We start from the raw sequence: 22,754 nt of genomic DNA, 5'->3' as shown, positions 1-22,754 counted from the left end.
GGATGGGGTGCGGTGCTTTTGCTCCCCTCTAAAAAGAGGGGTGGCGGCGTAGCCGACGGGGTGTGTGGCATTCGCTCCCCCCTTTTCCAAAGGGGGGCCAGGGGGGATTAATCCAAAAGGGGTTGACCGCTCAGTATTTCTTCCAGAACTCGGGCAACAGCAGCAGGATCACCGTGTAGATCTCCAGCCGCCCGAACAGCATGCACAGGCTGAGGACCCACTTGACCAGCGCGGGGACTGTGGAGTAGTTGAGCCTCGGACCCACCGCGCCCAGGCCGGGGCCGATATTGCCCAGCGTGGCGGCCACGCTGCTGGCGGCGGTCACCATGTCCAGGCCCAGCAGGCTCATGACAAACGAGCTGAAAATGAAAATGGCGATGTAGAGGGTGAAAAACCCCAGCACGTTGAGCATCACCTCAGGCCGCACGGTGATCTTTTTGACCTTGACCAGGAACACCGCCCGCGGGTGCAGGAGTTTTTTCATCTCCACCTTGCCCGCCTTGAGGATCATCAGCAGGCGGATCACTTTCATCCCGCCTCCGGTGGACCCCGCGCAACCGCCCACGAACATCAGGGCCATCAGCAGCATGCGCGACAGCGGCCGCCAGGCGTCGAAATACGCCGTGGCAAACCCGGTGGTGGTGGTGATCGAGATCACCTGGAACGGGCTCTCCCGAAACGCCACCTCGCCGAACTCCGCCAGCGAAAGGGCGTTGTCCAGGTATATCGCGGCTGTCGCCCCGCCCAGGATCAGCACGTAGAACACCCACTCGCGGTCGCGCCAGTAGACCCGCGGGTCGCCGCCGGTCAGGCAGCGGTAGTGGAGCGAGAAATTCACCCCGGCCAGGAACATGAACGCAGCCATCACGTAGTGGACATAGGCGCTCTGGAAATGGCCCACCGAGAGGTTATGGGTGGAAAAGCCCCCCGTGGCCATGGTGGCGAATGCGTGGTTCACCGCATCCAGCAGGTCCACGCCGCCCAGCATCAGCAGCAGCACCTGCAGGGCCGGTCAAGAGGACATAGACCATCCAGAGCAGGCCGGCGGTCTGGGAAATTCGGGGCTTCAGGCGGTCGGGGATTGGGCCGGGCACCTCGGCCTTGAATAGCTGCATCCCGCCCACGCCCAGGAACGGCAGGATCGCGATGGAGAGCACGATGACCCCCATGCCGCCCAGCCACTGGGTTTGGCTGTGCCAGAACAGAAGGCATTGCGGCAGGGCCTCCACATCGGTCAGGATCGAGGCCCCGGTGGTGGTGTAGCCGCTCAGGACCTCGAAACAGGCATCCTGGAAAGAGGGGATCGCTCCGGAGAGAAGAAACGGCAGAGTGCCTGTGGCCGCGGTGACCAGCCAGCCCAGGGTGACGATGCCGAAACCCTCGCGCACCCGTATCTCGCCCTGGCCCCGGTTGAAATACCAGAGCGCCCAGCCGAAACCCAGGGTCAGGAGCATGGACCAGGCCAGGTCCGCCGCGGCCGGCTCGCCGAATAACAGTCCCACACCCAGGGGCAGAACCAGGCTCAGTCCGACGAACACCTGCAACAGGCCGATCACCTGAAGGACAACCCGCAGCTTCATCGTTTTCCTGCCCGGTCGGGGGTGGGTGAGTCAGTGGGTTCAGGGGTCCGCGGAGCTGGGCCCGCCGAGCCGGGCCCCGGCCGGGGCGCCCTGCCCGGAGCGCCGCAGCGCGGACATACCTGTGGTGGTCAGGCGCAGGTCGCCGTCGGCCGGGTCCACGAACCAGTCAGGGCCGGCGCTGTCCACGTTGTCCTCCAGTTCGGCCGCGGCGCTGTCGCGGGCGCAGAGCGGGCCATCGCTCAGGTTGCCGCTCAGGCGGCCCTGCGTGCCGGCAAAACGGTACTCCACGCAGCAGGGGTAAGTGCCGTTCAGGATTATCGTGTTGTGGCTCACCTCGAAATCTTTGGCGTGATGCAGACTGATCCCGGTGTCACCGGACTGCCGGCGGAAGATCACGTTGTCGCGCACCACCGCCCCGATTATGTCGAAAGCCGTGCCCGGCTCGCGTTTGCCCGCCTTGTAACCCTCATCCAGGCCGATCCAGATACCGAAATCGCACTCGTAGAAAAAGCAGCGCTCCACAGTAACGTCGCGGCACTGCTGCCAGAACATCACCGCGGCGTCGCACAGGCTGTCGGGCTGGGGGCCGCGGATACGGATGAAATCGCAGTCGTGCACGCGCCAGCCGGCCGCGCCCAGGATATCCACCCCGGCGGTGTAGCGCTGGGACGCGCGGCCGGTGAACTCGAAGCGGCAGAACTCCACCGTGCCGCTGTCCGGAAAAACCGTGGGGTGATAGCCGGGGTTCACCTTGAACAACTGCTCCTTGCTGTCAACGAAATGCACGTTGTGGATAAGCGCGCCCACCGCTCCGCGCTCACCGGCCACGTGGATCAGGTGCCACCAGGCCCCGGTGAGGGTGAGGTCGGCGACCGTGAGTCCCCGGCAGTCGTAGGCCTGGATCAGGCTGCCGATTTTCTGCCCGCGCGCCGGGAAGCCCTCGCCCCGCAGGACCACATCCTCCCGCCCGCCGCTGGCCCCGCGCAAGGTCACGCTGTCGTGCCCGGCGAAAGTCAGGGTGCGGCTCAGGCGATACACGCCCGGCGCGAGCAGGATTGTCTGCCCGTTTTTCAGGCTGTCGACCGCGGCCTGCAGGGCTTTCTCATCCGTAACCCGCACCACCTCGCCTGAGGGCGCGGGCAGCGGCGGCGCGCGGTGGAGCATCGCGGCCGGGATTTCCTCGGTCGAGGGTTGCGCGGCCTGCGTTGCCCCGCTTGACAGCAGGCAGAGAATCAGGTTGAGGGCCGGGACAGCGGCGGTAAGGCGCATGGCGCGTGAACCCCCGGATGGAGCTGACAGTGTGAAAGAATGACGGAATGAGCTGACCGGCTCGATGGATCAGAGGAAGAACCGGCTGATTTTCTGGGCATGGACCGCGAGGGTGAAGATAATGACTCTGTCGCCGGGGGCAAGGCTGTCCTCGCCGTGCGGGATGAACACGCGCTCGCCGCGCACCACGGCGCCCACGATGCAGGGGGCGGGAAGGTCGGCGGCCTTGAGCGGCGCCCCCACCAGGGGAAGGTCATCCCGGATCGCCACCTCCATGATCTGCACGCTCAGGCCGCGCAGGGTGGCCAGAGCCAGCAGGCGCTCGCTTTTGGTGGCGGTCAGGATCGCGTTGACCGTGCTCAGGTGCGGGCTGACCGCGGCATCCAGGCCGTTCCGGCTGGCCAGGCCCAGGTACTCGATGCGTTTGATCTGGGCGATGGTCTTGGCCGCACCCAGGTTGCGCGCCACCAGCGAGCTGATGATGGCCTTCATCACTGACCGCCGGAGGCGTCGCGCTCGGGCGCCGGGGGCTGTTCAGTGGTGGTGGTGGCGGCGGCGCGGCCGTTCTGCTCCTGACGGTCTGCCGTATGGTTGGTCTGGTGGTGGTTCTTGAGAAGGAGGTCGGGCCCCAGCTCGATGAACTGGTCGGCGGTTTCGCGCAGCTCGCTGCTCAGGTTGTGGCCGAAAGCGTACAACTCCACCTTGGGGCCGATCTTTTTGACCAGGCGCACCAGGGAGACAAAGTCGCCGTCCCCGCTGACCAGGGCCACCACGTCCAGGAACGCCGCCATCTCGATGATGTCGATGGCGATGCCCATGTCCCAGTCGCCCTTGGCCGTGCCGTCGAAGAAGCTCTTGAGCTCCTTGCGCCGCACCTGGTAGCCCTTTTTCTCCAGCACGCTGATGAACCCGGACTGGTCGATATCGGCGGATTCCACGATGTAGGCCAGGGCCTTGATCAGCCGCCGCCCGCTGACAATGGCGTCCAGCATGCTCTCGTAGTCCAGACGCGCCCCGTTGATTTTCTTGGCCGCGTAGAACATGTTCTGCACGTCCACGAACACACCCACCCGCACCTCGTTGCGGGCGACATTCTGGAAGCGGCGCTCCAGGGACTCGCTGCGGCCCGGCACCAGCCCGCCCTCACGCTTCTTTTCCATCTCCTCCAGCCGCCGGCTCATTTTCTCGATCTCTTGGGTCTGCAGGATCACCAGGCCTTTCAGTTCGCGGCCGATGCGCTCGATCTGGTCGTTCAACTCGGCGATCTTGCTCACGTACAGGCTCTTGGGCATGAACACGCTGCCGGTGTCGCGGTAGCGGTAGCTGAGGATCGACTCGTACTCGGCCAGCAATTGCTCGTGGCGCTCGTGCAACAGCACCCAGAGCAGGGAGGCCGAGGTCTTGCGGTCTAACGCGCCCTCACCCTGCAGGGCGGCGAGCATCTCGCGCAGCTTGTTCTCACCCAGGCCGAGGTAGCCCTTGAGCCGCCCGGCCAGTTCCATGTCCACCGCGCCCCAGACGCTGGAGTAACTGCGCCGCGGGCCGACCTCCCAGGCCTTGAGAAGGATTTCGATCAGTTCGTGCGTGCGGGCCTGGCGCAGGTCCACTGTATCGTCCCGCGTGCTGCAGCGGTGGGCCAGTTCCATCAGGCGCTGACGTTCGAACAGGTTTTCGAGGATAAGGGTGAGCTGGTCGTTTGTCGGGATTCCGGTTGTTTGTTCAACAGGATCGGTGTTGGGAGCGTTCATTTTAAACAGTATACCTTTCCGCAATGATTGGAAATGTGACGGTACGGTTTAACCGGTAAAATAGTACAAATTAAGTGTAAGGAAAAAACAGGGAAATGAAAAGGGGGGGTGGGTTATTCTCCCACGTCGATCCTCCCCAGGCGCAGGCCGACCAGCAGGATGAAAAGCACCAGGAACGCCAGCATCAGCAGGGCCTGGTCGTAGCCGATCATGGTCAGGAACAGGGCGCAGAAGCCGGCGAAACTGCAGAAACTGTAGATCAGCAGCACGGCATCCGCCGGTCCGAGCCCCATCTTGACCAGACGGTGGCTGCTGTGGTCCTTGCCGCCCAGGGAGATCGGGCGGTGGCGCAGGATGCGGGTCACCGTGACCAGCGTGGTGTCGAAAATCGGGTAGATCAGCACCAGGATCGGGATCACCAGCGACAGGCGCAGGTTGGTGGTCATCCAGCCCTCGGGACGGCTCCAGCTGCCCACGATGGAGAGGCTGGCGATGACGAAGCCGATAAAAAGGCTGCCCGAGTCGCCCATGAAAATCTTGGCCCGTGGAAAATTGTGCGGCAGGTAACCCAGCCCGGCGCCCATGAAGATAAAAAAGATGAAGCCCAGGGCCGGCTGGCCGTTGACGAACGACATCAGGCCGAAAAACAGGCTGCTGATCACCGCCACCCCGCAGGACAGGCCGTTCATGTTGTCGATCAGGTTGAAGGCGTTGGTCATGCCGATGATCCAGAACAGGGTCACCGGGTAGGCCAGGTAGGCGAGCCAGGGCAGGCCCCACTCGTAGCCCAGGTCGATGAAGAAGGAGATGCGGATGCCGAAATAGATGAGGAAAAACCCGGCGATGGCCTGGCCGAGAAGCTTGACATGCGGGATCACGCCGCCGGAGACATCGTCCACGTTGCCCACGTAGACCAGGATCGTTCCTCCCAGCAGAAGGCCCAGCACCTGGTTCTCGCTGCTTTCGGCGGAAAGGATGCCGAGAAGGGAGGACCAGAGCACGGCCGCGGCGAAGTAAAGACCCAGGCGCTGGCGCTGATAGAAAAGACCGTATAGCATCAGGCCGAGCCCCAGCACCAGGATCAGCCAGGTGTCCAGTCCGATCAGGCCCAGCCCGGCCAGTCCGCTCAGGAACGCCAGATAGATCGCGTTGCCACCCAGCAGCGGCACGGCCTGGTTGTGGAAACGGTCGCTGCGGGGCTTGTCCAGCGCCCCGGTGCGCAGGGCCAGGCGCCTGAAGAATACTATCAGCAAATAGGAAAGAAAGCTCGCGCCGGTCAGGCTGAGCAGGGCTTTTACGAGGATTTTGAGACTGGTGTTTTCCATACCGTGCGAAAGCCTCGGCCTAAACGGCAGAGCAGCCGTCGAGGCCCCAACGGTTGTCCTGCCGCTCTCTGTCCGGCTGCTGCCTCAGATTGTCCGTCACCCCGCGCGCGGCTCATCCCTGGCCCGAGGTCCGGCAAGCCCGGCCCGCTCAGCCGCGTGGTTTCAACAGGGTGTCCGGGCCGACTTCCCTGACATATTCGATCACCCGGCTCAGGACCGTGTCCAGATCGTACTGCGGGCTGTAGCCGGTGAAAGCGGTCACCTTGGAGATATCGGGCACCCGTCGGCGCATGTCCTCGAACCCGGCGATGTAGGCCTGGTCGTAGGGGATGGTCACTATTTTGGAGGCCGAGCCGCTCAGCTCTTTCACCTTGCGCGCCAGGTCGACTATCGTGATCTCCTTGTTGTTGCCGACGTTGAAGATCTGGCCGTGGGCCGCGCTGTCGCGGGACAGGCGCACCAGGAACTCCACCGTGTCGGCGACATAGGTGAAACAGCGGCTCTGCATCCCGTCGCCGTAGACCGGGATATCCTCGCCCTTGAGCGCCCGGGCCACGAACCGCGGGATCACCATCCCGTAGCGCCCGGTCTGGCGCGGCCCCACGGTGTTGAACAGGCGGGCCACCACCACGGGGAGACGCTTCTCCTGCCAGTAGGCCAGGGCCAGGAACTCATCCACCGCCTTGGAGCAGGCGTAGGACCAGCGGTTCTTGGTGGTCGGGCCCATCAGGCTGTCGTCCTCTTCCCGGAACGGCACTTTGTCGCTCTTGCCGTAGATTTCGCTGGTCGAGGTGATGATGGTCTTTTTCTTGTAGCGGTTGGCGATCTTGAGCACCATCTCGGTGCCCAGGATATTGGTCTGGATCACCTCGACCGGCCGGCTGATGATAAGCTCCACACCCACCGAGGCGGCCAGGTGGAAAATCAGGTCGCACTCGCAGACCAGCCGGTCCATCACCGTCTCGTTGAGGATGTTCTCGATGGCGAAATTGAAATTGCTGTGCCCGGTCAGATGGTTGATGTTCTCCATTCTCCCGGTGGAAAGGTCATCGATGATGGTGACCCGGTAACCCAGCTCCAGCAGTTTCTCGCTCAGGTGCGAGCCGATGAAACCGGCCCCTCCGGTGATCAGCGCTCTCATTTACATTTCCTTTCTTGAATGGAGACAACCCCCGGCCCGCCCGGATTCTCTGTCCGGCGGCGCCGTGTCTTTTCAGGCCTGCGCCGTCGAGAGACCGCGTCCGCTTTTCACCCCGTCCGGCCGGAGCCTGTCCAGGAGCTGACGGTAGAGGCGGTCGATGTCGCCGACCAGCCGTTTCTTGTCGAAATCCGGGTAAGCCTTTTTCTTGCCGGCCTGGCCCATCATGGCCCGCCGCTCCGGCTTGCGCAGCAGGTAGACGATTGCCTCGGCCAGTGCCTTGTGGTCGTTGCTCGGCACGAGCAGCCCGTTGTGCCCGTCCAGGATCAGGTCACGCACTCCGCCCACATCGGTCGAGATCACCGGCTTGCCGGCCGCCATCGCCTCGATCAGGGCTACGGGCAGCCCCTCGTTGAAAGAGCTGAGCGTGACAATGTCCAGTCCGGCGTAAATCTTTTCGAGGTTGTGCTGGAAACCCATAAAGATGACCCGGGATTCTATATGCAAATCCCGGGCCTCACGTTCGAGCTCGGCGCGCAACTCCCCATCCCCCACAACCACGAACCGGGCTTTGTCGTTGCGTTCCAGCACCAGGCGGGCGGCTTTGAGAAAACAGGCGTGGTTTTTTATCGGCACGAGACGCGCCACTATTCCGACAAGAAACGTGTCCGGCTCGAGGCCCAGCTCGGAGCGCAGGACCGAGGGATCGATTGTCAGATCAATGAAACGCTCGAGGTTGAGGCCCAGGGGAACCGAGATGATTTTTTCCGGCGGCGCGATCCGGTAATTTATTATTTCCCTTCTCTGTTGCTCGCCCACAGTGATTATTGCATCGGTAAATTTAGCCAGCAGTTTTTCCATCCACAAGAAAAAACTGGTCTTGACAAACCCGAAATAGCTGTGAAACACGTGTCCGTGAAAGGTATGGATGATGATGGGCACGTTGGTCAATTTTGCCGCCAGACGGCCGAGGGTGCCGGCCTTGGCGGTATGCGTGTGGATAATGTCCGGTTTTTCCTGGTGGATCAGGCGCACCAGGCGGACCAGCGCCCGCAGGTCGTCTTTCAGGAAAATCTCGCGGCCCAGCGCCTCGATGATGACCGGCTCCACGCCCTTTTCATGGGCCAGGCCGTACATGTTGCCCTCGGCTGGAGATTCCTTGCCGGTCACCAGCAGGGAGCGGTAACGCTCGGGATCGAGCTCGCTGGTGAGAATGATGCAGTGCAGGGCCGGACCGCCGATATTCATCCGAGCGATGATACGCATAACTTTGGTGCGGCTGTCACCTTCCATTCCCATCCCTCGAGCGGCCGAACCATTCGCAGGTCAGGCGCAATTCGGCGGTAAGGTCGGGTTCCGGGGCGTAGCCCAGGATCCGGCGGGCCTTGCCGATATCGGCCAGCGAATGCTTGACATCCCCGGAGCGCGGGGCCTCGAAAAACGGTTTCACCTGTTCGGCCCCCAGGATCAGGGCCAGACGGTCGAGGATCTCAAGCAGGGTGAAACTATGTCCGCAGCCGACATTGAAAACCTCGCCGGCCAGGGGTTCGGCTGCGGTGGCCGCCAGCCAGTTGATCCGGCAGACATTTTCCACGAACGTGAAATCACGGCTCTGGCTGCCATCCCCGTAAATAACCGGGGAGACACCCTGGGACAGGGCTTCCATGAAACGCGGGATGACCGCGGCATAGGGCGAGTCCGGGTCCTGGTGCGGGCCGAACACGTTGAAATAGCGCAGCGACACCGTGTCCAGGCCGTAGACTACCGAGAACGAGCGGGCGTAGTACTCGCCGGTGAGCTTGCTCACCGCGTAGGGCGACAGCGGCCGCGGCGGCTGGGTCTCCACCCGAGGCAGCTCTTTCTGGTCGCCGTAGACCGAGCTGGAGGAGGCGAGCATCACCCGCCGCACCGAGGCGTCACGGGCGGCCAGCAGCACGTTCAGCGTCCCGTTGACATTGACCGAGTGGCTGGTCTCGGGGTCGGCGATCGAGCGCGGAACCGAGGGCAGGGCGGCCAGATGGAACACGAGCTCGCAACCCTGCATGGCTTTGCGCACGGTGTCCAGATCCCGGATATCGCCCCGAATGAAATCCACCTCGGACTGAATCCGGCTCAGGTTCTCCTGCCTGCCGGTCGACAGGTCATCCAGAATGTGCACCCGGCAGCCCTGCCCGAGAAGAAAACGGGCCAGGTTGCTACCGATGAATCCAGCTCCTCCGGTAATCAGACATTCCATCTGGCATCTCTCCACGACTGACAGAAGTTCGGCGGAATCGGGCTCGGTCGGTTGGACAGCGGCATCCGAACGGCCAAAGATAACAGCCACAACCTGAAAGAGTCAACCCGCAAGACAAAACAGCCCTTAAATCCAGTCTTTCCACCAGTACCAGACCAGGGCCTGGTATTCGTGCAGCACGGCCTGCCATTGCTCGCCGCGATCGCCGTTAACCGGGTCGAAAAACACCGATTGCCGGATCGGGGCCAGCCGGATGCTGTCCGGACGGATGCCGCCGAAAGCCTGCCCGCGCAGCAAATGGTCGAAGATCAGCCGTGAGCGCAGCCCGTTCACTGTCCCGGTGACCACCAGGGCGCTGCGGCAACCCAGCGAGTCCATCAGGGCCAGGCAGCCTGCCACGTTACCGTAGTTGTTGGCTGATGAGGTTTCCAGAATTATATCCTGCATCGGGACACTGTCGGCCACGGAGATGCGGAGCATGTTCTCCACATCCCGGCCGGTGTACTGCTGGTAGCCACTGGAAAAGACTATCCTGGGAGCCAGCCCCCGGTGGTACATCTCGACCGCCGCCGCGGCGCGCTCGAAAGTGGAGCTGCCTGGGCGGCCGGTCTCGCCCACCCCTCCGCCGAACACCAGGATCACATCCGAACACACCGCAGGGTCGGCATGCGACAGCGGCCGTCCCAGCCAGTAGACCAGCGGAGACAGATACAGGGTGGCGTAGATGAGCAGCAGCAGTGAGGCGGCCACCACCAGCCGCCGTCTCGCGGCGCCGAGCAGAGTGCGCAGGTTCTGCCGCCAGCCCTGGCCGGAGTTGGTGCGCAGTTCGGCCAGACGCTCCCCGATCAGGTCGCACATCCTCTCGATCCGTTCCGGCCAGGCGTTGAGACGCGCCAGCTCGTGACGGCGCAGCCGCGCGGCCGACTCCTGCTCCGTGTCCAGGACAGCCAGGCGCTCGCGCACCGCGCGGGCCATGCTTTCGGCGTCCGGGCAAAGATCGAGCATTCCCGGGTTCTCGCGCGCGAAAAGCCCGGCCTCCCGGATCGGGGTCGAAAGCACCGGCAGACCCATGGCCAGGTATTCGTTCAGCTTGGTCGGATAGACATTGTCCGTATAGGCAGTGCGCAGGTACGGCACCAGGCCGACCGTGAAACGTTTCAGGTACAGAGGCAGCTCGGAGTGCGGCTTACCGCCCAGCAGGTGAATGTTCGGCTCGGCGCGCAGCCTGTCGGCCGGCTCCTGTTCCGGGCCTACCAGCACCAGATGGCATTCCGGCATGAGCCGGGCCAGCCCGACCAGGAGCTCCTGGTCCACCCAGCGGTGAAGGCCGCCCACATATCCGAGGATGGGCCCCTCCAGGCCGCGCATGTCCTCCGGCTCCGGGGCCGCGCTGTCATCGCGCACGCGGGCGAACGGCTCGTAGTCCACGGTGAACGGGAACTTGTGCACCTGGGCGTTGTGCTCGCTGCAGTGCTCGCGCAGCTTCTCGCTGGTCACGAAAACCAGGTCGGCGCGGCGGAGCATCTCCTGTTCCGGCCCCCGGATGCGGGTGGCCGCGGATGAGCTGTCGGCGAAACTGTCGATGCAGTAATAGACCACGAGGCGCGGCTCCAGGGCCTCGGTCACCTCGCGGGTCAGGGCGCTGGGCAGGAACGACCAGACCAGCGGCCGGGAGAAACGCACCGAGCGGCACCAGGAACGGATCACGCGCAGCATCAGCACCCGGTTCAGCCAGCGTGCCGCCCGGGAATAGGGAAACGGCAGCAGCAACGGGCTGAATACGAACAGGTTTTCCTCCACCTGGCGGATGCCCTTGTAACCGCTCCGCCAGTTGCGCAGACGGGACACGAGGCGGTTGTAGTCGCCCAGACGGGGCGCGCGCACCCCAGTGTTCTCCACGAACAGCACCCGGTTACCGGCCGCGGCCAGCGAGTGCATGATCTGCTGGTGGCCCTGCCAGTTGAAATCCCAGTCGATCGAGGAGAAACAGATTATGTCCTCATCGTGTAGCATGCTCTCAACCGTCATCCTCTGGGTGACCCGTCACGCGGACAGGGGAGTGTCATTCGCCCGGCCCGCCCTCGACCGGAGGGTTGCCCCGCTCGAAGACCACCCGGCAAAGGATTCGCCGGGCCCGTTTTAAAAGAGAGCAGACAACGCGTCTACACCAGCTGAATGTCGCGCCGATAGTCCAGATCAGCCCGCCTCGCCGCCGGAACCCTCCCTGATGGACAGCGATCAGGACCGCGGCCAGCGCCCCGACCGACGGACCGGCGGTCCAGGGCGCCAGCGCTGAAATACCGGGTCCGAGAGCGCTCGAGGCAAAACGCATCAGGCTGAACAACACCAGAAACAAGACAAAGAAACGGGCCGCGGGCAAGTGTGCCGGGAGGCCGTTCTCTCCGGCCAGAAGCCTGTGAAGCCTGGAATTCCTGAAAGCCCGGATGTCTCCCTGCGCCAGGCGGAACACCCGGCCGGACAGGCTTCGGGCTGCATTGACCAGCAGTTCGATCCCTTTGGAACCGTTCATCAGGGCGATCAGTGGGGCACGGTCCTGTGCCAGGTGGTCCTCCACCCACAGATGCCTCCGAAGGAAACACAGCAAACGGCTGCCGCGGGCGATCTGTCCCGGCAGCCGGACGCTCCAGCGCCACATCCGTACGGCAAGGCTCCCGCTTTCCGCGGCTTGCCAGCAGCGGCGGCTGTAGGAGTGCTCGACGATCATCCTAAAAGTCCTCAACTCTCCCGGACAGATTGAACTTGACAGACTGAAAAGTGATCGGAGAGCCGATAATCAGCCGGGCTCCACGGAAATAATACAGATCGCCGTTTACCTCCGCTTTCAGGCGGATATTGCAGATCAGGTTGCGTAAAGCCGGATTATCGAAATAGGATATGCCGTTCTGTCCGACAAACATGACTTTCACCGGCTCGTCGCTCAGCACTTTTTCCAGCTCCAGATCAACGTTCAACGAATCGTTTGTGTCTTTTAGTCCGGGTTTCACCAGGGCGGCCACGTTCGGATCTACCGGACCAAACTGGGCCCGGGCTGTGATCCAGACCGATCTGACAGACGCCTGCTGGGGCGGATCAAAGGTCTCGTACTGCCAGACCTTGGCTGGGAGTGTCTCGGAAAACACTCCGAATGAAAGATTTGCATTCGGACCGAGGGTCTGTTCGCCCACATACAGATTGACACCCCGCATCTGATAGAACAGATCGGCGCGGGCCAGGACCCGCAGGTAATGCTTGCCTATTTCTGTGGAGACATCCGCGTCACCGAAACCGGCTGTCGATACCTCAACCGGGGCCCGGTCGAGAACCGCGGTTATCTGTCCCACCTGCTCGCGGCTGGTGGGATCGAGCAAGATCACACCCGGTTGCAGGTTATCGGAAAAACGTTCTTCGACAACAGGAAACAGGATGTTGAGGCTGACCTTGTCTCCGATGGTTTCCTGCCCGAGCAGGTTGCCGAAGAGTTCCTGTCCCCCGAACTCGAACCGCAGGATCGACTTGGGCTCCAGCGGCTGGCCGCACCAGCTCAGGCGGCCTTGCCTCAGGTCGCACAGCAGTTTCACGCGGACCCGGAGGTTGCTGGGCGGCGGGCCGGCGGCGGCGCTGGGGGCAATCCAGGCTGTGGGCTCCTCTCCCAGCACCTGCTGCACCTCGGCCAGCACCTGGCCCTTGTCGTCGTTCTGGCTCGCCCCGGCCTTGATCACGGCGCGCTGTTCAGGTGAATGCACGAGCAGCATGAGATCCAGAATCCAGAACAATTTGTCCTGCGGGAGCTCGGGTTTCAGCTCACCTTGCCCGGTCATCCAGACTGCGACCTCCCCTGCCGGCGTTTCGAGCACGATCCGGCTTCCAGGTGTCAGATAGCGCTGAAAATCACCCAGCCACGAGAAAGGAACATAAAACTTCAGACTGGCCAGAGAGACCCCGCCGCGGAGCTGGTAATTGACGATCAATCTTTTCGCTTCCGCCGGGCTTACCGGAACCAGCCGTTCCACCTGCACGCTGAACTGGTCGCTGGAATCACGGTACTCGGCCTGGGGCTTGAGCCTCGAGGCGGCAGAAACCGGAACCAGCGCCTCGGCCTCGATCTGCCAGTATTGCTTGCTCACATCAGCCATCTCAGGCCTGGTCAGAGTCAGTATTTTATCCTCCGGCTGGGCCAGGACGACCGAGTTCCTCCTGAAATTATCCTGGACTATCAGTTCCAGCTCCACGCGATATTTGCCCGGCGCCATCTTGGGTGACAGCATGAAATAGATATGGTCCCTGGCCGCAAGATGAAGCTGGCCTTCATACTGGTATGTCTCCCCCTGGAAATCCACCGGAACCAGCCTTACCTGGCAGCTCTTGATATATTTCGTGTTGTTGATCTGCACGTCGATCTCGGGGTTCTGCCCGGCCAGGGCATTGTCCGGCGTGACCGAGACTATCTCGATCGGGGTCTGGCGCACGGCGATCAGGGCCGAGACACCCAGGTATATCATCAACAGCAGGGTCACCAGGACACACAGGTCGAATACATTGATCAGCCCGAAGAGACGGCCTTTTTCGTCGATAATCATTCATCCGCTCCTGTGGAGTCGTTCCGGTTGGGGCAGGACGGGTCGGTCCGCCCACCACGGAAAGGCTGAGCCGCCCGGGCGCCTGGTTCCCGGCAGACTGCGCCGGCGGCCTCGAGCAGCGTATCGAGAAGCAGCGGGAACACGCGCTCCACGCTGTAGAATCGTTCCACTTTGGCCCGGGCGCGGCCGCCGATCCGTCCGCGCAACTCGGGGTCCTCGATCAGGCGGGCCAGGGTCGTCTCCCACTGCATTGGGTCCTGCGGCAGGAACCCGTCCACCCCGTCCTCGATCAGGCTCAGGTTCATCCCCACCGGGCTGCAGACCGCCGGGATGCCCACCGACATGTACTCGATGGCCTTGAACGCGCACTTGCCGCGGGTCCATTCATCCTCCGGCATGGGCATGAGTCCGATATCGAACTCCTGCAAATCCCGGACCTCGCTCTCCAGGCTCCAGGGACGGCAGCTCAGGCCGGGCAGCGGCTCGCCGGGCAGGCTCGCCCCGACCACCCGGAACTCGACCCGGCCGGGATAGCGCGCCAGAAGACTCCGCATGAGCGGGCGCAGCGGCTCCAGGTAGCGCACGGTGGTGGGGCTGCCAATCCAGCCGATCACGAGCGGACCTTGCCGCTCCGCTCCGGTCTCCCGCGGCCGGAACACCCCGGTGTCGACCACCGTGGGCGCGACATGGACCGTGCACGCCCCGGCGCGGCGGGCATATTCGGCCAGGTACTCGTTGCCGGCCAGGACGATACTGGACAGACGCACGATCGAGGCCACCTTGCCCGGGCATTTCAGCCGGCCGAACAGACGGTTCGAATCGGCCACGTTGGGCAGGAACAGGGCGTCGTCGAAATCGTAGACATACCGCCGTCCTGTCAGACGCAGCAGGCGCTCGAACCAGGCCGGGCCCACCGGGAACGCCTCGCGGTGGATCAGCACCAGGTCGCTGCCCAGGGCCCGGAACAGGTCCAGGCAGCGGTTGAACGCGCAGAACAGCACGTGGAACAGCTTGGTTGCCACGTGCCCACGACGGTACAGGATACGCCAGAGGCGCTCGCTGTAGAACGGCCGGATCCGGCAGCACAGGCCGGCCGCCTCGAGCCGGGGGACAAACTGGTTGACCCGGAAACGGTTGCTCGCCCCCTGTGGCGGATATGGCACCAGAAAGAGCACTTTCATCCTGCGGCGCGGCCCTCCAGCTTCAGGGTTTGGCATACAGCTCCACGTAAGCCTGTCCGGCATGCTCCAGCGAAAAACGGCTCTCGGCCAGCGCCCGGCAGCGCAGTCGCAGGCCGGGGTCGGCCAGGAGCGCGGGGATACGTTCCAGCGCCCGCTGGAAAGAGGCCTGGCTGAAATCCTCCAGCACCAGCCCGACCCGGCCCTCGGTCACGTGGGTGTCATGGTCGCCGATCCCTGAATTTATCAGCACCGGCACACCGCAGGCCATCGACTCGCCGAACTTGGTGGCGCAGGAGGCCTGCTTGGAAAAGCTGGGCCGGATGAAGAAAATCGAAAAATCCGCACGGGCCAGCGCGGCGGGCACGTCCTTCCGGGGCAGGGGCCCGAGCGTGACCCGCGCCGCCGCCTCCGGGGCCAGGCCGGATTCTTCCACCGCCGCCCGCAGCTCTGCTTCCGGCGAGCCGGAGATGAACCGGAACTCGCTTTCCGGATATTGCTCCAGCAGCGCGCCGAAAAAGCGCAGCATCTCGACCGGAAGGTACCAGGTGCCCAGGCTGCCCAGGTAGACCAGGCGCAGGCCTCGTCGTTCCGCAACCGACGGGGCGGGTGGCTCGGCCGGCCGGAACAGCTCCAGGTCGGCGCAGGTGGGGATCACCGCCACTGTCAAACCGCTCCGCCCGGGCAGCCGGGCCCGCACGAGCGCGGCCCCGCGCTCGCTCAACACCACCACCGCATCCGCGCGGCTCAGGAACACGCGCTCCAGGCGCTTGAACAGACGGTACATCGCGCCGCCGGCGCGCCAGGCGCCGCCCTCCACTTTCTCATCCGCCCAGAAACCGCGCATGTCGAACACGAACCGCCTTCGCGGGAACGCGCACAACGGCAGGGCGATCAGCGCGGCGATGTAACTTCTTGCGTGTACTATGTTTGCACGCAGGCACAGGGCGAGCCAGAGGCCCACGCTCACCCCGCGCAGGATATCCCAGGCCGTGGCCGGGGCGGCCGGACGGCTGTGGTAGCGCAGGGCGGTCCAGACCACGCCGCAGGCGGCCAGCTCCCTGCGAGTGCACGCGACAGCCTGGGGGTCCAGGCGTTCGGGCTTTTCGAAACTGAGCACCCGGATACGCACCCCGGCGCGGCCCAGCCAGCGCAGGTAGGGCTGCACCTGGGACTGTCCCAGCGGGTCCAGCAGCCCGTCATACGTGAGGTACAGCACCCGGTGGTTCATCGCCGCCCGTCGACAAAGGCCCGCTGCCAGAGCTCGAACATAAGCAGTATCCAAAGGTGGTGGCCCAGGTCGCGCTCCTCGCGCAGGTGGGCCGCCACCAGGCGCTCCACCGCGGCGGGGTCGAAAAACCCGCGCTTAGCGGCGGTGGGCCCGAGCAGGTGGTCGCGCAGGAAATCGCGCATCTCGCCGCGGAACCAGGCCCCGATGGGCACGGCGAAGCCCCACTTGGGCTTGGTCAGTATCCGGTCCGGCAGCCAGGGGGCCATGGCCTCCTTGAGGATCGACTTGAGGCCGCGGCCGCGCACCTTGTAGTCGGAGGGCAGCCGGGCGGCGTATTCCATCAGCCTGTGGTCGAGGAACGGGCTGCGCCCCTCCAGCGACACGGCCATGGTGGCGATATCCACCTTGACCAGCAGGTCGTTGGGCAGGTAGAAATTGACATCCGTCCGCAGCGCGGCGTCCACGTCATCCAGGCCCTCCTGGCCGCTGAACAGGGCCTCGAACTGGTGCGCCGAGTTCAGCTCGCCCACCGTGGCGCGCAGAGCCGGGCTCAGCAAGTCGTGCTTGTCCGCCTCGTCGAAGAACCCCACCCAGCGGGTGTAGCGTTCGGCTGGGGGCAGGCCGGTGGCGGTGGCGAACCGCCGGACCCGGTTGAAAAGGCTGTGATAGTTCCTGCCGCCCGGCAGTGCCAGAAGCGGCCGGATCAGGCCCGCGCGCAGTGACGGCGGCAGCGACCAGATCCGTCCGGCCACGCGGTTGGCCCAGTGACGCTGGTAGCCGGAGAATGATTCGTCCCCGCCGTCCCCGTTGAGCGCCACGGTGACATAGTCGCGGGTCATCTTCGAAAGGTAATAGGTTGGGATCGCGCTGCTGTCGGCGTACGGCTCACCGTAGTGCTCCACCAGCGCGGGCAGCACCTCCAGTGCGTTGGGCCGCACGGTGAACACGTGGTGCTCGGTGCCGTAATAGTGGGCCACGATCCGGGCGAACGGCAGCTCGTTGAACTTCTTTTCCTCGAACCCGATGGAGAACGTGCGCACCGTGCCGCCGCCGGCGCGGCTCATCGCCGCCACCACGGCGCTGGAGTCGATCCCGCCCGAGAGGAAAGCGCCCAGGGGCACGTCCGAAATCAGGCGCAGGCGCACGGCCTCCAGGAACAGCTCGCGTATCTGCTCGCAGGCCTCCGCGCGGCTCACTTTCAACTTGGGGCCGTACTGGAGGTCCCAGTAGCGGTGCAGCGTTGCCTCGCCGTCCCGGTACAGCAGGTAGTGGGCGGGAGGGAGCTTGCGCACCCCGTGCAGGGCGGTCAGCGGCGCGGGCACGCACATGAAAGTCAGGTAATGGTAGATTGCGTTCCAGTCGATCTCGCGCCCGATCCGGCTGTCTTCGAGAAGGGCGGCCAGCTCGGAGGCGAAACACAGCCGCCCGTCCTGCTCGTGGAACACCAGGGGTTTTTTGCCCACCCGGTCACGGGCCAGGAAAGCCACGCCCTTGCGCTCGTCCCAGAGGGCGAAAGCGAACATGCCGCGCAGGCGCTCGACAGTCCCCTGCGGGCCGTAGCTTTCGTACAGGTGCAGGATCGCCTCGCCGTCCGACACGGTGGCGAAACTGTGGCCCAGGGCCTCGAGCTGGGGGCGCAGCTCCTGGAAATTGTAGATTTCGCCGTTGAACACCAGGTGCAGCGAGCCGTCCTCGTTGGCCAGGGGCTGGTGGCCGCCGGACAGGTCGATTATGCTCAGGCGGCGGAACGCCAGGCCCGCCGACACGGGTGAGCCCGTGTCCTGGCCCTCGGCGCGCCCGTTGCGGTAGTAGCCGTCGTCATCCGGCCCGCGGTGCACCATCCGGTCGGCGATGGCCTTGAGGAGCGTCTGCTCCACCGGCCTTCCCCGGCTGTCTATCACTCCGGCAATGCCGCACACCGCTCACCTCCAGCTTTAATTGTCCGGCCTTGCGCCGGAACGGGCCTCAACGGAAGAACCGGTAGAGGAAAAGGTAATAGATCGCCCGCACCCCGTCGCGCCAGCCGATTTTCTTGCCCTCGTCCGTGGTGCGTGGGTTGTACGAGATCGGCGCCTCCTCGATCCGGTAGCCGTTTTTCAGAAACTGGGACGTAATCTCCGGCTCCACCTCGAACCCGATGCAGCGCAGGCGGAGACGCGCGGCCACCTCGCGGCGGAACATCTTGTAGGCGGTCTCCATGTCGGTCAGACGGCAGCCGTAGAGCAGGTTGGTCAACAGGGTGAGGAAGCGGTTGGCCAGACGGGAGATCAGGCGGATGTTCCGGTTCTCGCCCAGGAAACGCGAGCCGTAGACCACATCCGCCCCGGCCGAGATTTTTTCGAGCAGACGGCTGTACTCGCGCGGGTCGAGCTCCGTGTCGGCGTCCTGGATCACGATCACCTCGCCCGTGACATAGGTCAGACCGATCCGGATCGCGGCACCTTTGCCGAAATTGACCGGCGACAGGTGCACGCGTGTGATCATATCCTGCTTGCGGCGGATCGCCTCCACCGTCCCGTCCGTGGAGCCGTCGTCCACCACGATGATCTCTTTTTCCAGCGGCACCGCGCTGACCTCGTCGATCACCTGTTCGATGGTGCCACGCTCGTTGAAGACCGGGATTATCACCGACAGTTTCATTTCCGCTCCACGGCCGGGCTCTGTCCCGGCGTGACACCGCCTGTTGAGGTATCCGGCGTGCGGCCGCACGCGGCGGCCTGCTGCAGGGCCGAAAGGAATTGTCCGCTTGTCACTGCGTAATCGTAGACCGTTTCGGCGCGTTGCCGTCCCGCCGCGCCCAGGCTGTCGCAAAGCGCGGGGTTGTCGGCCAGGCGGGCCAGGTGGCGGCGCCAGTCGCCGCTTTGCGCGGCGAAAAACCCGCACACACCATCCTCGACCACCTCCAGGTTCGCACCCACCGGGCTGGCCAGGCAGGCTACGCCCGCAGACATGTACTGTATAAGTTTATACCCACCCTTACCTCGGCACCAGGGGTCATCGGGCAGGGGCATGATCCCGGCGTCCATCTGCGCAGGCAGCGTGCGGTTTTTCTCTTCGGACCAGGTCTCGAACCGCACCCGTTCTTTCAGCGTCCCTGTGTCGAACGGCCGCGCGCCCACGAACAGGAACCGCGCCCGCGGGCAATCAGCGGCGAAAGCGGCCAGCTCGGGCCAGACCGCCTCCAGGTAGGAGGTGGTGGCGGGCGAGCCGATCCAGCCCACGGTAAATGACGATTCCCCTGTGCCACCCGCTGGCCGTCGGGCGACCGCAGCGCAGTCCACCGGGCTGGGGATCACTGTCACCCGCTCCGGGGCAGCCCCGCGGCGGATCGCCTCATCCGCGGCGAACCGGCTCACGGCGATCACGCTGGCCGCGGCGCGAATCACGGCCCGGAAACGCATCTCGCGTTCGGCGCGGCCCAGGTAGACCGCATCGTCGAAATCGTAAACCAGCGGCGTTTTCAGCCTGGCCAGACGAGCGATTGTCCCGGCCGGGGGCAGCACCCGCTGGACAAAAAGCACGTCCGAGCGCCGCGCCGCGCCGCGCAGGCTGCTCCAGGCGGCCAGTTGACGGAGCTTTTCCGCGGCCCTGAGCGGCGGGCACGGCTTTTTCCCATCCACAAGGGCGCGGCAGGCGGCCTCGCCGGTGAAACTGACCGCGCGCGCCTCGAAATCCGTCCGCCCGGCCAGGCGCTCCAGGTGATTGTAGACCCGGATCCGGCTGGCCGGCGAGGTGCGTGTGCCCTCTGTCAGGAAAAAGACCCTCATGGCTTCGGTCGGCTCAGAAATAGTACGCTTCCGGCGTTATATCCGCCTCACTCGGGGGCGGAGGGCCGCTGGACAGACGGAACCGGCACCACCCGAGGTAATATTCCCGCACCCGTTTCCAGGCGGCGCTCCGCATATTGTCCAGGGCCGGAGATTCAAGTTGTGTCAAAGCCTGTTCCCAGCGACCCTGCCGCATCAGCCCGGCGGCCAGGAACAGGCTGGAGCGTTCCGCCCAGGGGCTGTCCGGGTAATCCTGCAGCAGTTTTTTGTACAAAGCGACGGCTTTGGCGTATCGGCCGGCCAGTTGGTAATTCCGCGCCTTGAAATAGAGGGCTTCATCCGGTTTGTCCAGATCGAATTTCTCCTGGGCCAGATGATGGACTCTGTTCAGGAACAAATCCTGGTACGGGTTGAACTGGAACGCCCCGAACAGCCGTCGGCTGAACCCCACCACAGCGGCGAACGTCCGGCGCGCTCCGGTCATCTTGCTCTTAGGCGGTGACCAGGCGAAAGGCGGGAATTTTTTGTCGAAAAGGTTCGTGTACCGAACGATGGCGTTTTGCCCGTCGTACGTTATCCGGATGTGTGTCAGGTAACGCGGGTCACCGGCCTGGATCGACTCGAAGTCGGCGATGTTCCCGGCCGTATCCCGGTACAATATGCCGTACAGCGGGTCGAAAACGCTCAGCCGCCCGTTCAGTTTCACCTGGGCCACCGTGTGATGGGAGATCGAATCATTGCCCCGCAGCAACAGCATCGAGCCCTCGATTCCCTCGAAAAAAAGCAGCAGCGCCAGGGCGTTGGATTGCTGGTCGCAGGCCGCGTGCCCCAAAAGCATGTCATTCAGCGGGGTGGCATCCAGCGCGGGCATGTCGGTATAGAACTCGTTGCAGCGGATGAAGCTTAAAACCCTCTCGGTTTTGAGCCGGGGCGACTGCTCATCGCCGACAGCCTGTCCGGCTATCCGCGAGTACATGAACGTTCTGTAAACATAGTCCCGCGGACCGGCCGGTCCGAGCAGGCTGGCGAAAGGCAGGCAATAGAGGCCCAAGGCTAACGCCAGTGGAACCGCGATCAGGACAGCCGTTTTTTTTCGCATCCGTGGCCCCCTTGTCTACTCTGCCTTGGCCGGAGCGTGGTTTGCCAGTTCGCCATAGATTGCGCTGTAGCGCTCGGCGAACGCGCTCAGGCCGAAACCCTCGCGCGCCGTGCGCAGGCAGGCGGCGCGCAGGCTGTCACGACGGCGCTCCAGGCTGCGATGAAGCTCCTCCGGGTCGCGGGTGGCCTCCAGCGCCTCACCCACGCCAAGCTCGGCGGTCAGGCGCACCAGCTCGGTGTTGGCCGGATGGACCAGTATCGGCAGGCCCAGGGCCAGGTATTCCGAGAATTTGAGCGGCAGGAATGTCTCGCTGGTCCTGAAATCGGCCAGGGCCAGCAGCGACCAGTCCGCAGCGTTGAGATAGCGCGGCACCGACTCCGTGTTCACCCCGACGCACTCCCAGTCCAGGCCTCGGTGCAGCCCGGACTCCTGCAGCGAGAGCGCCAGCGGGGCGATACGCTTGTCATCCGAGGGGCTCAGGAGCAGGAAAAAACTGTCCGGCCCGAAAATAGAGAAAAACACCCCCACGCACTCGGCGATCCGCGCGGCCGGGTAGCGCCCGCCCAGGGTGCCGCAGAACACCAGCACGCAACGCCCCCCGATCCCCAGCTCGGTGCGCAGTGAATTGCGCAGGCCCTCATCCGGGCGGAACCGTTCCAGGTCCACGAAATTGGGGATCGTTTCGACCGTGAGCCCGGGGTTCTCGCCGCACACGTGCGCGGTCATGGCCGGCGAGACCGAGACCACGCGGTCGGCCGCATGCAGCATCCGCCGCTCCAGGGCCTTCCAGGCCTTGAAAGGCCCGCTCTGCTCGCTCCACTGGCCGTTGACCAGCCCCTGCTCCGGCAGAAGGGTGCGCAGGTCGAAAATGACTTTATAGGCGACCCCGCTCATTTTCCTCGCGGCCAGGGCCAGGCGTGCGGCGTAGTAGTAGCGGCAGTGCACAATATCCGGCCGGGTCCGCCGCACCTGAGCCAGGAACGCGGGCAGGCTGGACAGGACAAACCAGCGCAGCAGCCGAGTGCGCATGTTGAAAAAGGCCGAGGGCACGAACGAGCGCCGCAGCACCAGCTCTATGCCATCGGCGGCCAGGGATTCTTTCAGCGCAGCCAGGGCCTCACGGTGACGCCGGAAATTGCTGTACACTCCCCGTCGCGTGACCTCCAGCCAGGGCAGCAGCACGAGCAGGGTCACCCTGGCCCCCCCGGCGCGGTGTACTGCGGCCAGCATCCGGCGGACCTGGTTTTCGAAGATCGCGTTATCGAGCACGTTCTCCAGCGCGATCAGGTAGAGCACTCTGGGCATCAGTCGCCTTTTCCACCTGTCGGCGGAGTTTTGTACCATGCTGAGCTTTCAGGTGATATGCATGGCCCGGAAACTTTTTCCTGCTTTCGTTTCGGCGAAAGCAGCAAAGCCATAGGGGGCCGCGAACTCGTCCGCACCACATAACATTTTCAACCTTAACTGTCTACGGAGCGGCGATTCCGCTCCATCGTGCCGGGCGGCGCTTGACGCGCAATCGCCGCCGCACTCCAACTTTGCCTGGGCTTCAGCGTTTCATGTACAATTTCACGCTGCCCCGGCGGGAGGCTCAGACATGCGCGGC

General features: G+C 64.2%; 17 protein-coding genes and 1 pseudogene. All 18 read right to left on the bottom strand.

Annotated features, from left to right (window positions below; genetic code table 11):
* Positions 1 to 130: 130 nt before the first annotated feature.
* Positions 131 to 1,580 (bottom strand): annotated as a pseudogene (locus tag LLH00_11560) (TrkH family potassium uptake protein).
* 39 nt (positions 1,581 to 1,619) lie between these two features.
* On the bottom strand, positions 1,620 to 2,849 hold the full coding sequence (locus LLH00_11555) for a hypothetical protein (protein MCE5271902.1): 1,230 nt from the start codon (positions 2,847 to 2,849) through the stop codon (positions 1,620 to 1,622).
* 69 nt (positions 2,850 to 2,918) lie between these two features.
* Positions 2,919 to 3,341 (bottom strand): hypothetical protein, encoded by a 423-nt coding sequence (locus LLH00_11550; GenBank protein ID MCE5271901.1) that lies wholly within the window; start codon positions 3,339 to 3,341, stop codon positions 2,919 to 2,921.
* A complete protein-coding gene (locus LLH00_11545) occupies positions 3,341 to 4,597 on the bottom strand; it encodes an NYN domain-containing protein (GenBank protein MCE5271900.1) in 1,257 nt (418 codons plus the stop codon). The genes LLH00_11550 and LLH00_11545 overlap by 1 nt, the downstream gene beginning before the upstream one ends.
* 113 nt (positions 4,598 to 4,710) lie before the next feature.
* Positions 4,711 to 5,922 (bottom strand): undecaprenyl/decaprenyl-phosphate alpha-N-acetylglucosaminyl 1-phosphate transferase, encoded by a 1,212-nt coding sequence (locus tag LLH00_11540; GenBank protein ID MCE5271899.1) that lies wholly within the window; start codon positions 5,920 to 5,922, stop codon positions 4,711 to 4,713.
* A gap of 148 nt (positions 5,923 to 6,070) precedes the next feature.
* On the bottom strand, positions 6,071 to 7,063 hold the full coding sequence (locus LLH00_11535; GenBank protein ID MCE5271898.1) for a GDP-mannose 4,6-dehydratase: 993 nt from the start codon (positions 7,061 to 7,063) through the stop codon (positions 6,071 to 6,073).
* Positions 7,064 to 7,135: 72 nt separating this feature from the next.
* On the bottom strand, positions 7,136 to 8,353 hold the full coding sequence (locus LLH00_11530) for a glycosyltransferase family 4 protein (GenBank protein MCE5271897.1): 1,218 nt from the start codon (positions 8,351 to 8,353) through the stop codon (positions 7,136 to 7,138).
* Positions 8,343 to 9,296 (bottom strand): SDR family oxidoreductase, encoded by a 954-nt coding sequence (locus LLH00_11525; protein ID MCE5271896.1) that lies wholly within the window; start codon positions 9,294 to 9,296, stop codon positions 8,343 to 8,345. Before LLH00_11525 ends, LLH00_11530 begins: the two co-directional genes overlap by 11 nt.
* Positions 9,297 to 9,422: 126 nt before the next feature.
* Positions 9,423 to 11,309 carry a YdcF family protein gene (locus tag LLH00_11520; GenBank protein MCE5271895.1) on the bottom strand — a complete coding sequence of 629 codons (1,887 nt, stop codon included), beginning with the start codon at positions 11,307 to 11,309 and terminating at the stop codon, positions 9,423 to 9,425.
* Between the two features lie 49 nt (positions 11,310 to 11,358).
* Complete coding sequence (locus tag LLH00_11515; protein MCE5271894.1) at positions 11,359 to 12,021, bottom strand: hypothetical protein; 663 nt, start codon at positions 12,019 to 12,021, stop codon at positions 11,359 to 11,361.
* 1 nt (position 12,022) lies between these two features.
* Entirely contained in the window at positions 12,023 to 13,873 is a 1,851-nt protein-coding gene (locus LLH00_11510) for a DUF4330 domain-containing protein (protein ID MCE5271893.1), read from the bottom strand.
* Entirely contained in the window at positions 13,870 to 15,054 is a 1,185-nt protein-coding gene (locus LLH00_11505) for a glycosyltransferase family 4 protein (GenBank protein ID MCE5271892.1), read from the bottom strand. The genes LLH00_11510 and LLH00_11505 overlap by 4 nt, the downstream gene beginning before the upstream one ends.
* A gap of 22 nt (positions 15,055 to 15,076) precedes the next feature.
* Positions 15,077 to 16,282 carry a glycosyltransferase family 4 protein gene (locus tag LLH00_11500; protein MCE5271891.1) on the bottom strand — a complete coding sequence of 402 codons (1,206 nt, stop codon included), beginning with the start codon at positions 16,280 to 16,282 and terminating at the stop codon, positions 15,077 to 15,079.
* Entirely contained in the window at positions 16,279 to 18,183 is a 1,905-nt protein-coding gene (gene asnB, locus LLH00_11495; protein ID MCE5271890.1) for an asparagine synthase (glutamine-hydrolyzing), read from the bottom strand. Before asnB ends, LLH00_11500 begins: the two co-directional genes overlap by 4 nt.
* Positions 18,184 to 18,247: 64 nt before the next feature.
* A complete protein-coding gene (locus LLH00_11490) occupies positions 18,248 to 18,922 on the bottom strand; it encodes a glycosyltransferase family 2 protein (GenBank protein ID MCE5271889.1) in 675 nt (224 codons plus the stop codon).
* The gene (locus tag LLH00_11485; protein MCE5271888.1) at positions 18,919 to 20,049 is read right to left on the bottom strand and encodes a glycosyltransferase family 4 protein; all 1,131 of its coding nucleotides are present in this window, start codon (positions 20,047 to 20,049) and stop codon (positions 18,919 to 18,921) included. Before LLH00_11485 ends, LLH00_11490 begins: the two co-directional genes overlap by 4 nt.
* Positions 20,050 to 20,062: 13 nt before the next feature.
* Positions 20,063 to 21,148 carry a tetratricopeptide repeat protein gene (locus LLH00_11480; GenBank protein MCE5271887.1) on the bottom strand — a complete coding sequence of 362 codons (1,086 nt, stop codon included), beginning with the start codon at positions 21,146 to 21,148 and terminating at the stop codon, positions 20,063 to 20,065.
* Positions 21,149 to 21,163: 15 nt separating this feature from the next.
* Positions 21,164 to 22,453: a glycosyltransferase gene (locus tag LLH00_11475; protein ID MCE5271886.1), complete on the bottom strand. Its 1,290-nt coding sequence runs from the start codon at positions 22,451 to 22,453 to the stop codon at positions 21,164 to 21,166.
* Positions 22,454 to 22,754 lie beyond the last annotated feature (301 nt).

The organism is bacterium (assembly GCA_021372515.1).
In the GTDB taxonomy this organism is placed as follows: domain Bacteria; phylum Gemmatimonadota; class Glassbacteria; order GWA2-58-10; family GWA2-58-10; genus JAJFUG01.
This window is presented reverse-complemented; position numbering and strand designations above follow the sequence as displayed.

What these genes read in the sequence shown, in the direction of transcription:
- LLH00_11545 (MCE5271900.1), bottom strand. Translation starts at nt 4,597, where the DNA reads ATGAACGCTCCCAACACCGATCCTGTTGAACAAACAACCGGAATCCCG.
- LLH00_11490 (MCE5271889.1), bottom strand. Translation starts at nt 18,922, where the DNA reads ATGAAACTGTCGGTGATAATCCCGGTCTTCAACGAGCGTGGCACCATC.
- LLH00_11505 (MCE5271892.1), bottom strand. Translation starts at nt 15,054, where the DNA reads ATGAAAGTGCTCTTTCTGGTGCCATATCCGCCACAGGGGGCGAGCAAC.
- LLH00_11510 (MCE5271893.1), bottom strand. Translation starts at nt 13,873, where the DNA reads ATGATTATCGACGAAAAAGGCCGTCTCTTCGGGCTGATCAATGTATTC.
- LLH00_11485 (MCE5271888.1), bottom strand. Translation starts at nt 20,049, where the DNA reads ATGAGGGTCTTTTTCCTGACAGAGGGCACACGCACCTCGCCGGCCAGC.
- LLH00_11555 (MCE5271902.1), bottom strand. Translation starts at nt 2,849, where the DNA reads ATGCGCCTTACCGCCGCTGTCCCGGCCCTCAACCTGATTCTCTGCCTG.
- LLH00_11550 (MCE5271901.1), bottom strand. Translation starts at nt 3,341, where the DNA reads ATGAAGGCCATCATCAGCTCGCTGGTGGCGCGCAACCTGGGTGCGGCC.
- LLH00_11520 (MCE5271895.1), bottom strand. Translation starts at nt 11,309, where the DNA reads ATGCTACACGATGAGGACATAATCTGTTTCTCCTCGATCGACTGGGAT.
- LLH00_11525 (MCE5271896.1), bottom strand. Translation starts at nt 9,296, where the DNA reads ATGGAATGTCTGATTACCGGAGGAGCTGGATTCATCGGTAGCAACCTG.
- LLH00_11535 (MCE5271898.1), bottom strand. Translation starts at nt 7,063, where the DNA reads ATGAGAGCGCTGATCACCGGAGGGGCCGGTTTCATCGGCTCGCACCTG.
- LLH00_11530 (MCE5271897.1), bottom strand. Translation starts at nt 8,353, where the DNA reads ATGGAAGGTGACAGCCGCACCAAAGTTATGCGTATCATCGCTCGGATG.
- LLH00_11500 (MCE5271891.1), bottom strand. Translation starts at nt 16,282, where the DNA reads ATGAACCACCGGGTGCTGTACCTCACGTATGACGGGCTGCTGGACCCG.
- LLH00_11475 (MCE5271886.1), bottom strand. Translation starts at nt 22,453, where the DNA reads ATGCCCAGAGTGCTCTACCTGATCGCGCTGGAGAACGTGCTCGATAAC.
- LLH00_11540 (MCE5271899.1), bottom strand. Translation starts at nt 5,922, where the DNA reads ATGGAAAACACCAGTCTCAAAATCCTCGTAAAAGCCCTGCTCAGCCTG.
- LLH00_11515 (MCE5271894.1), bottom strand. Translation starts at nt 12,021, where the DNA reads ATGATCGTCGAGCACTCCTACAGCCGCCGCTGCTGGCAAGCCGCGGAA.
- LLH00_11480 (MCE5271887.1), bottom strand. Translation starts at nt 21,148, where the DNA reads ATGCGAAAAAAAACGGCTGTCCTGATCGCGGTTCCACTGGCGTTAGCC.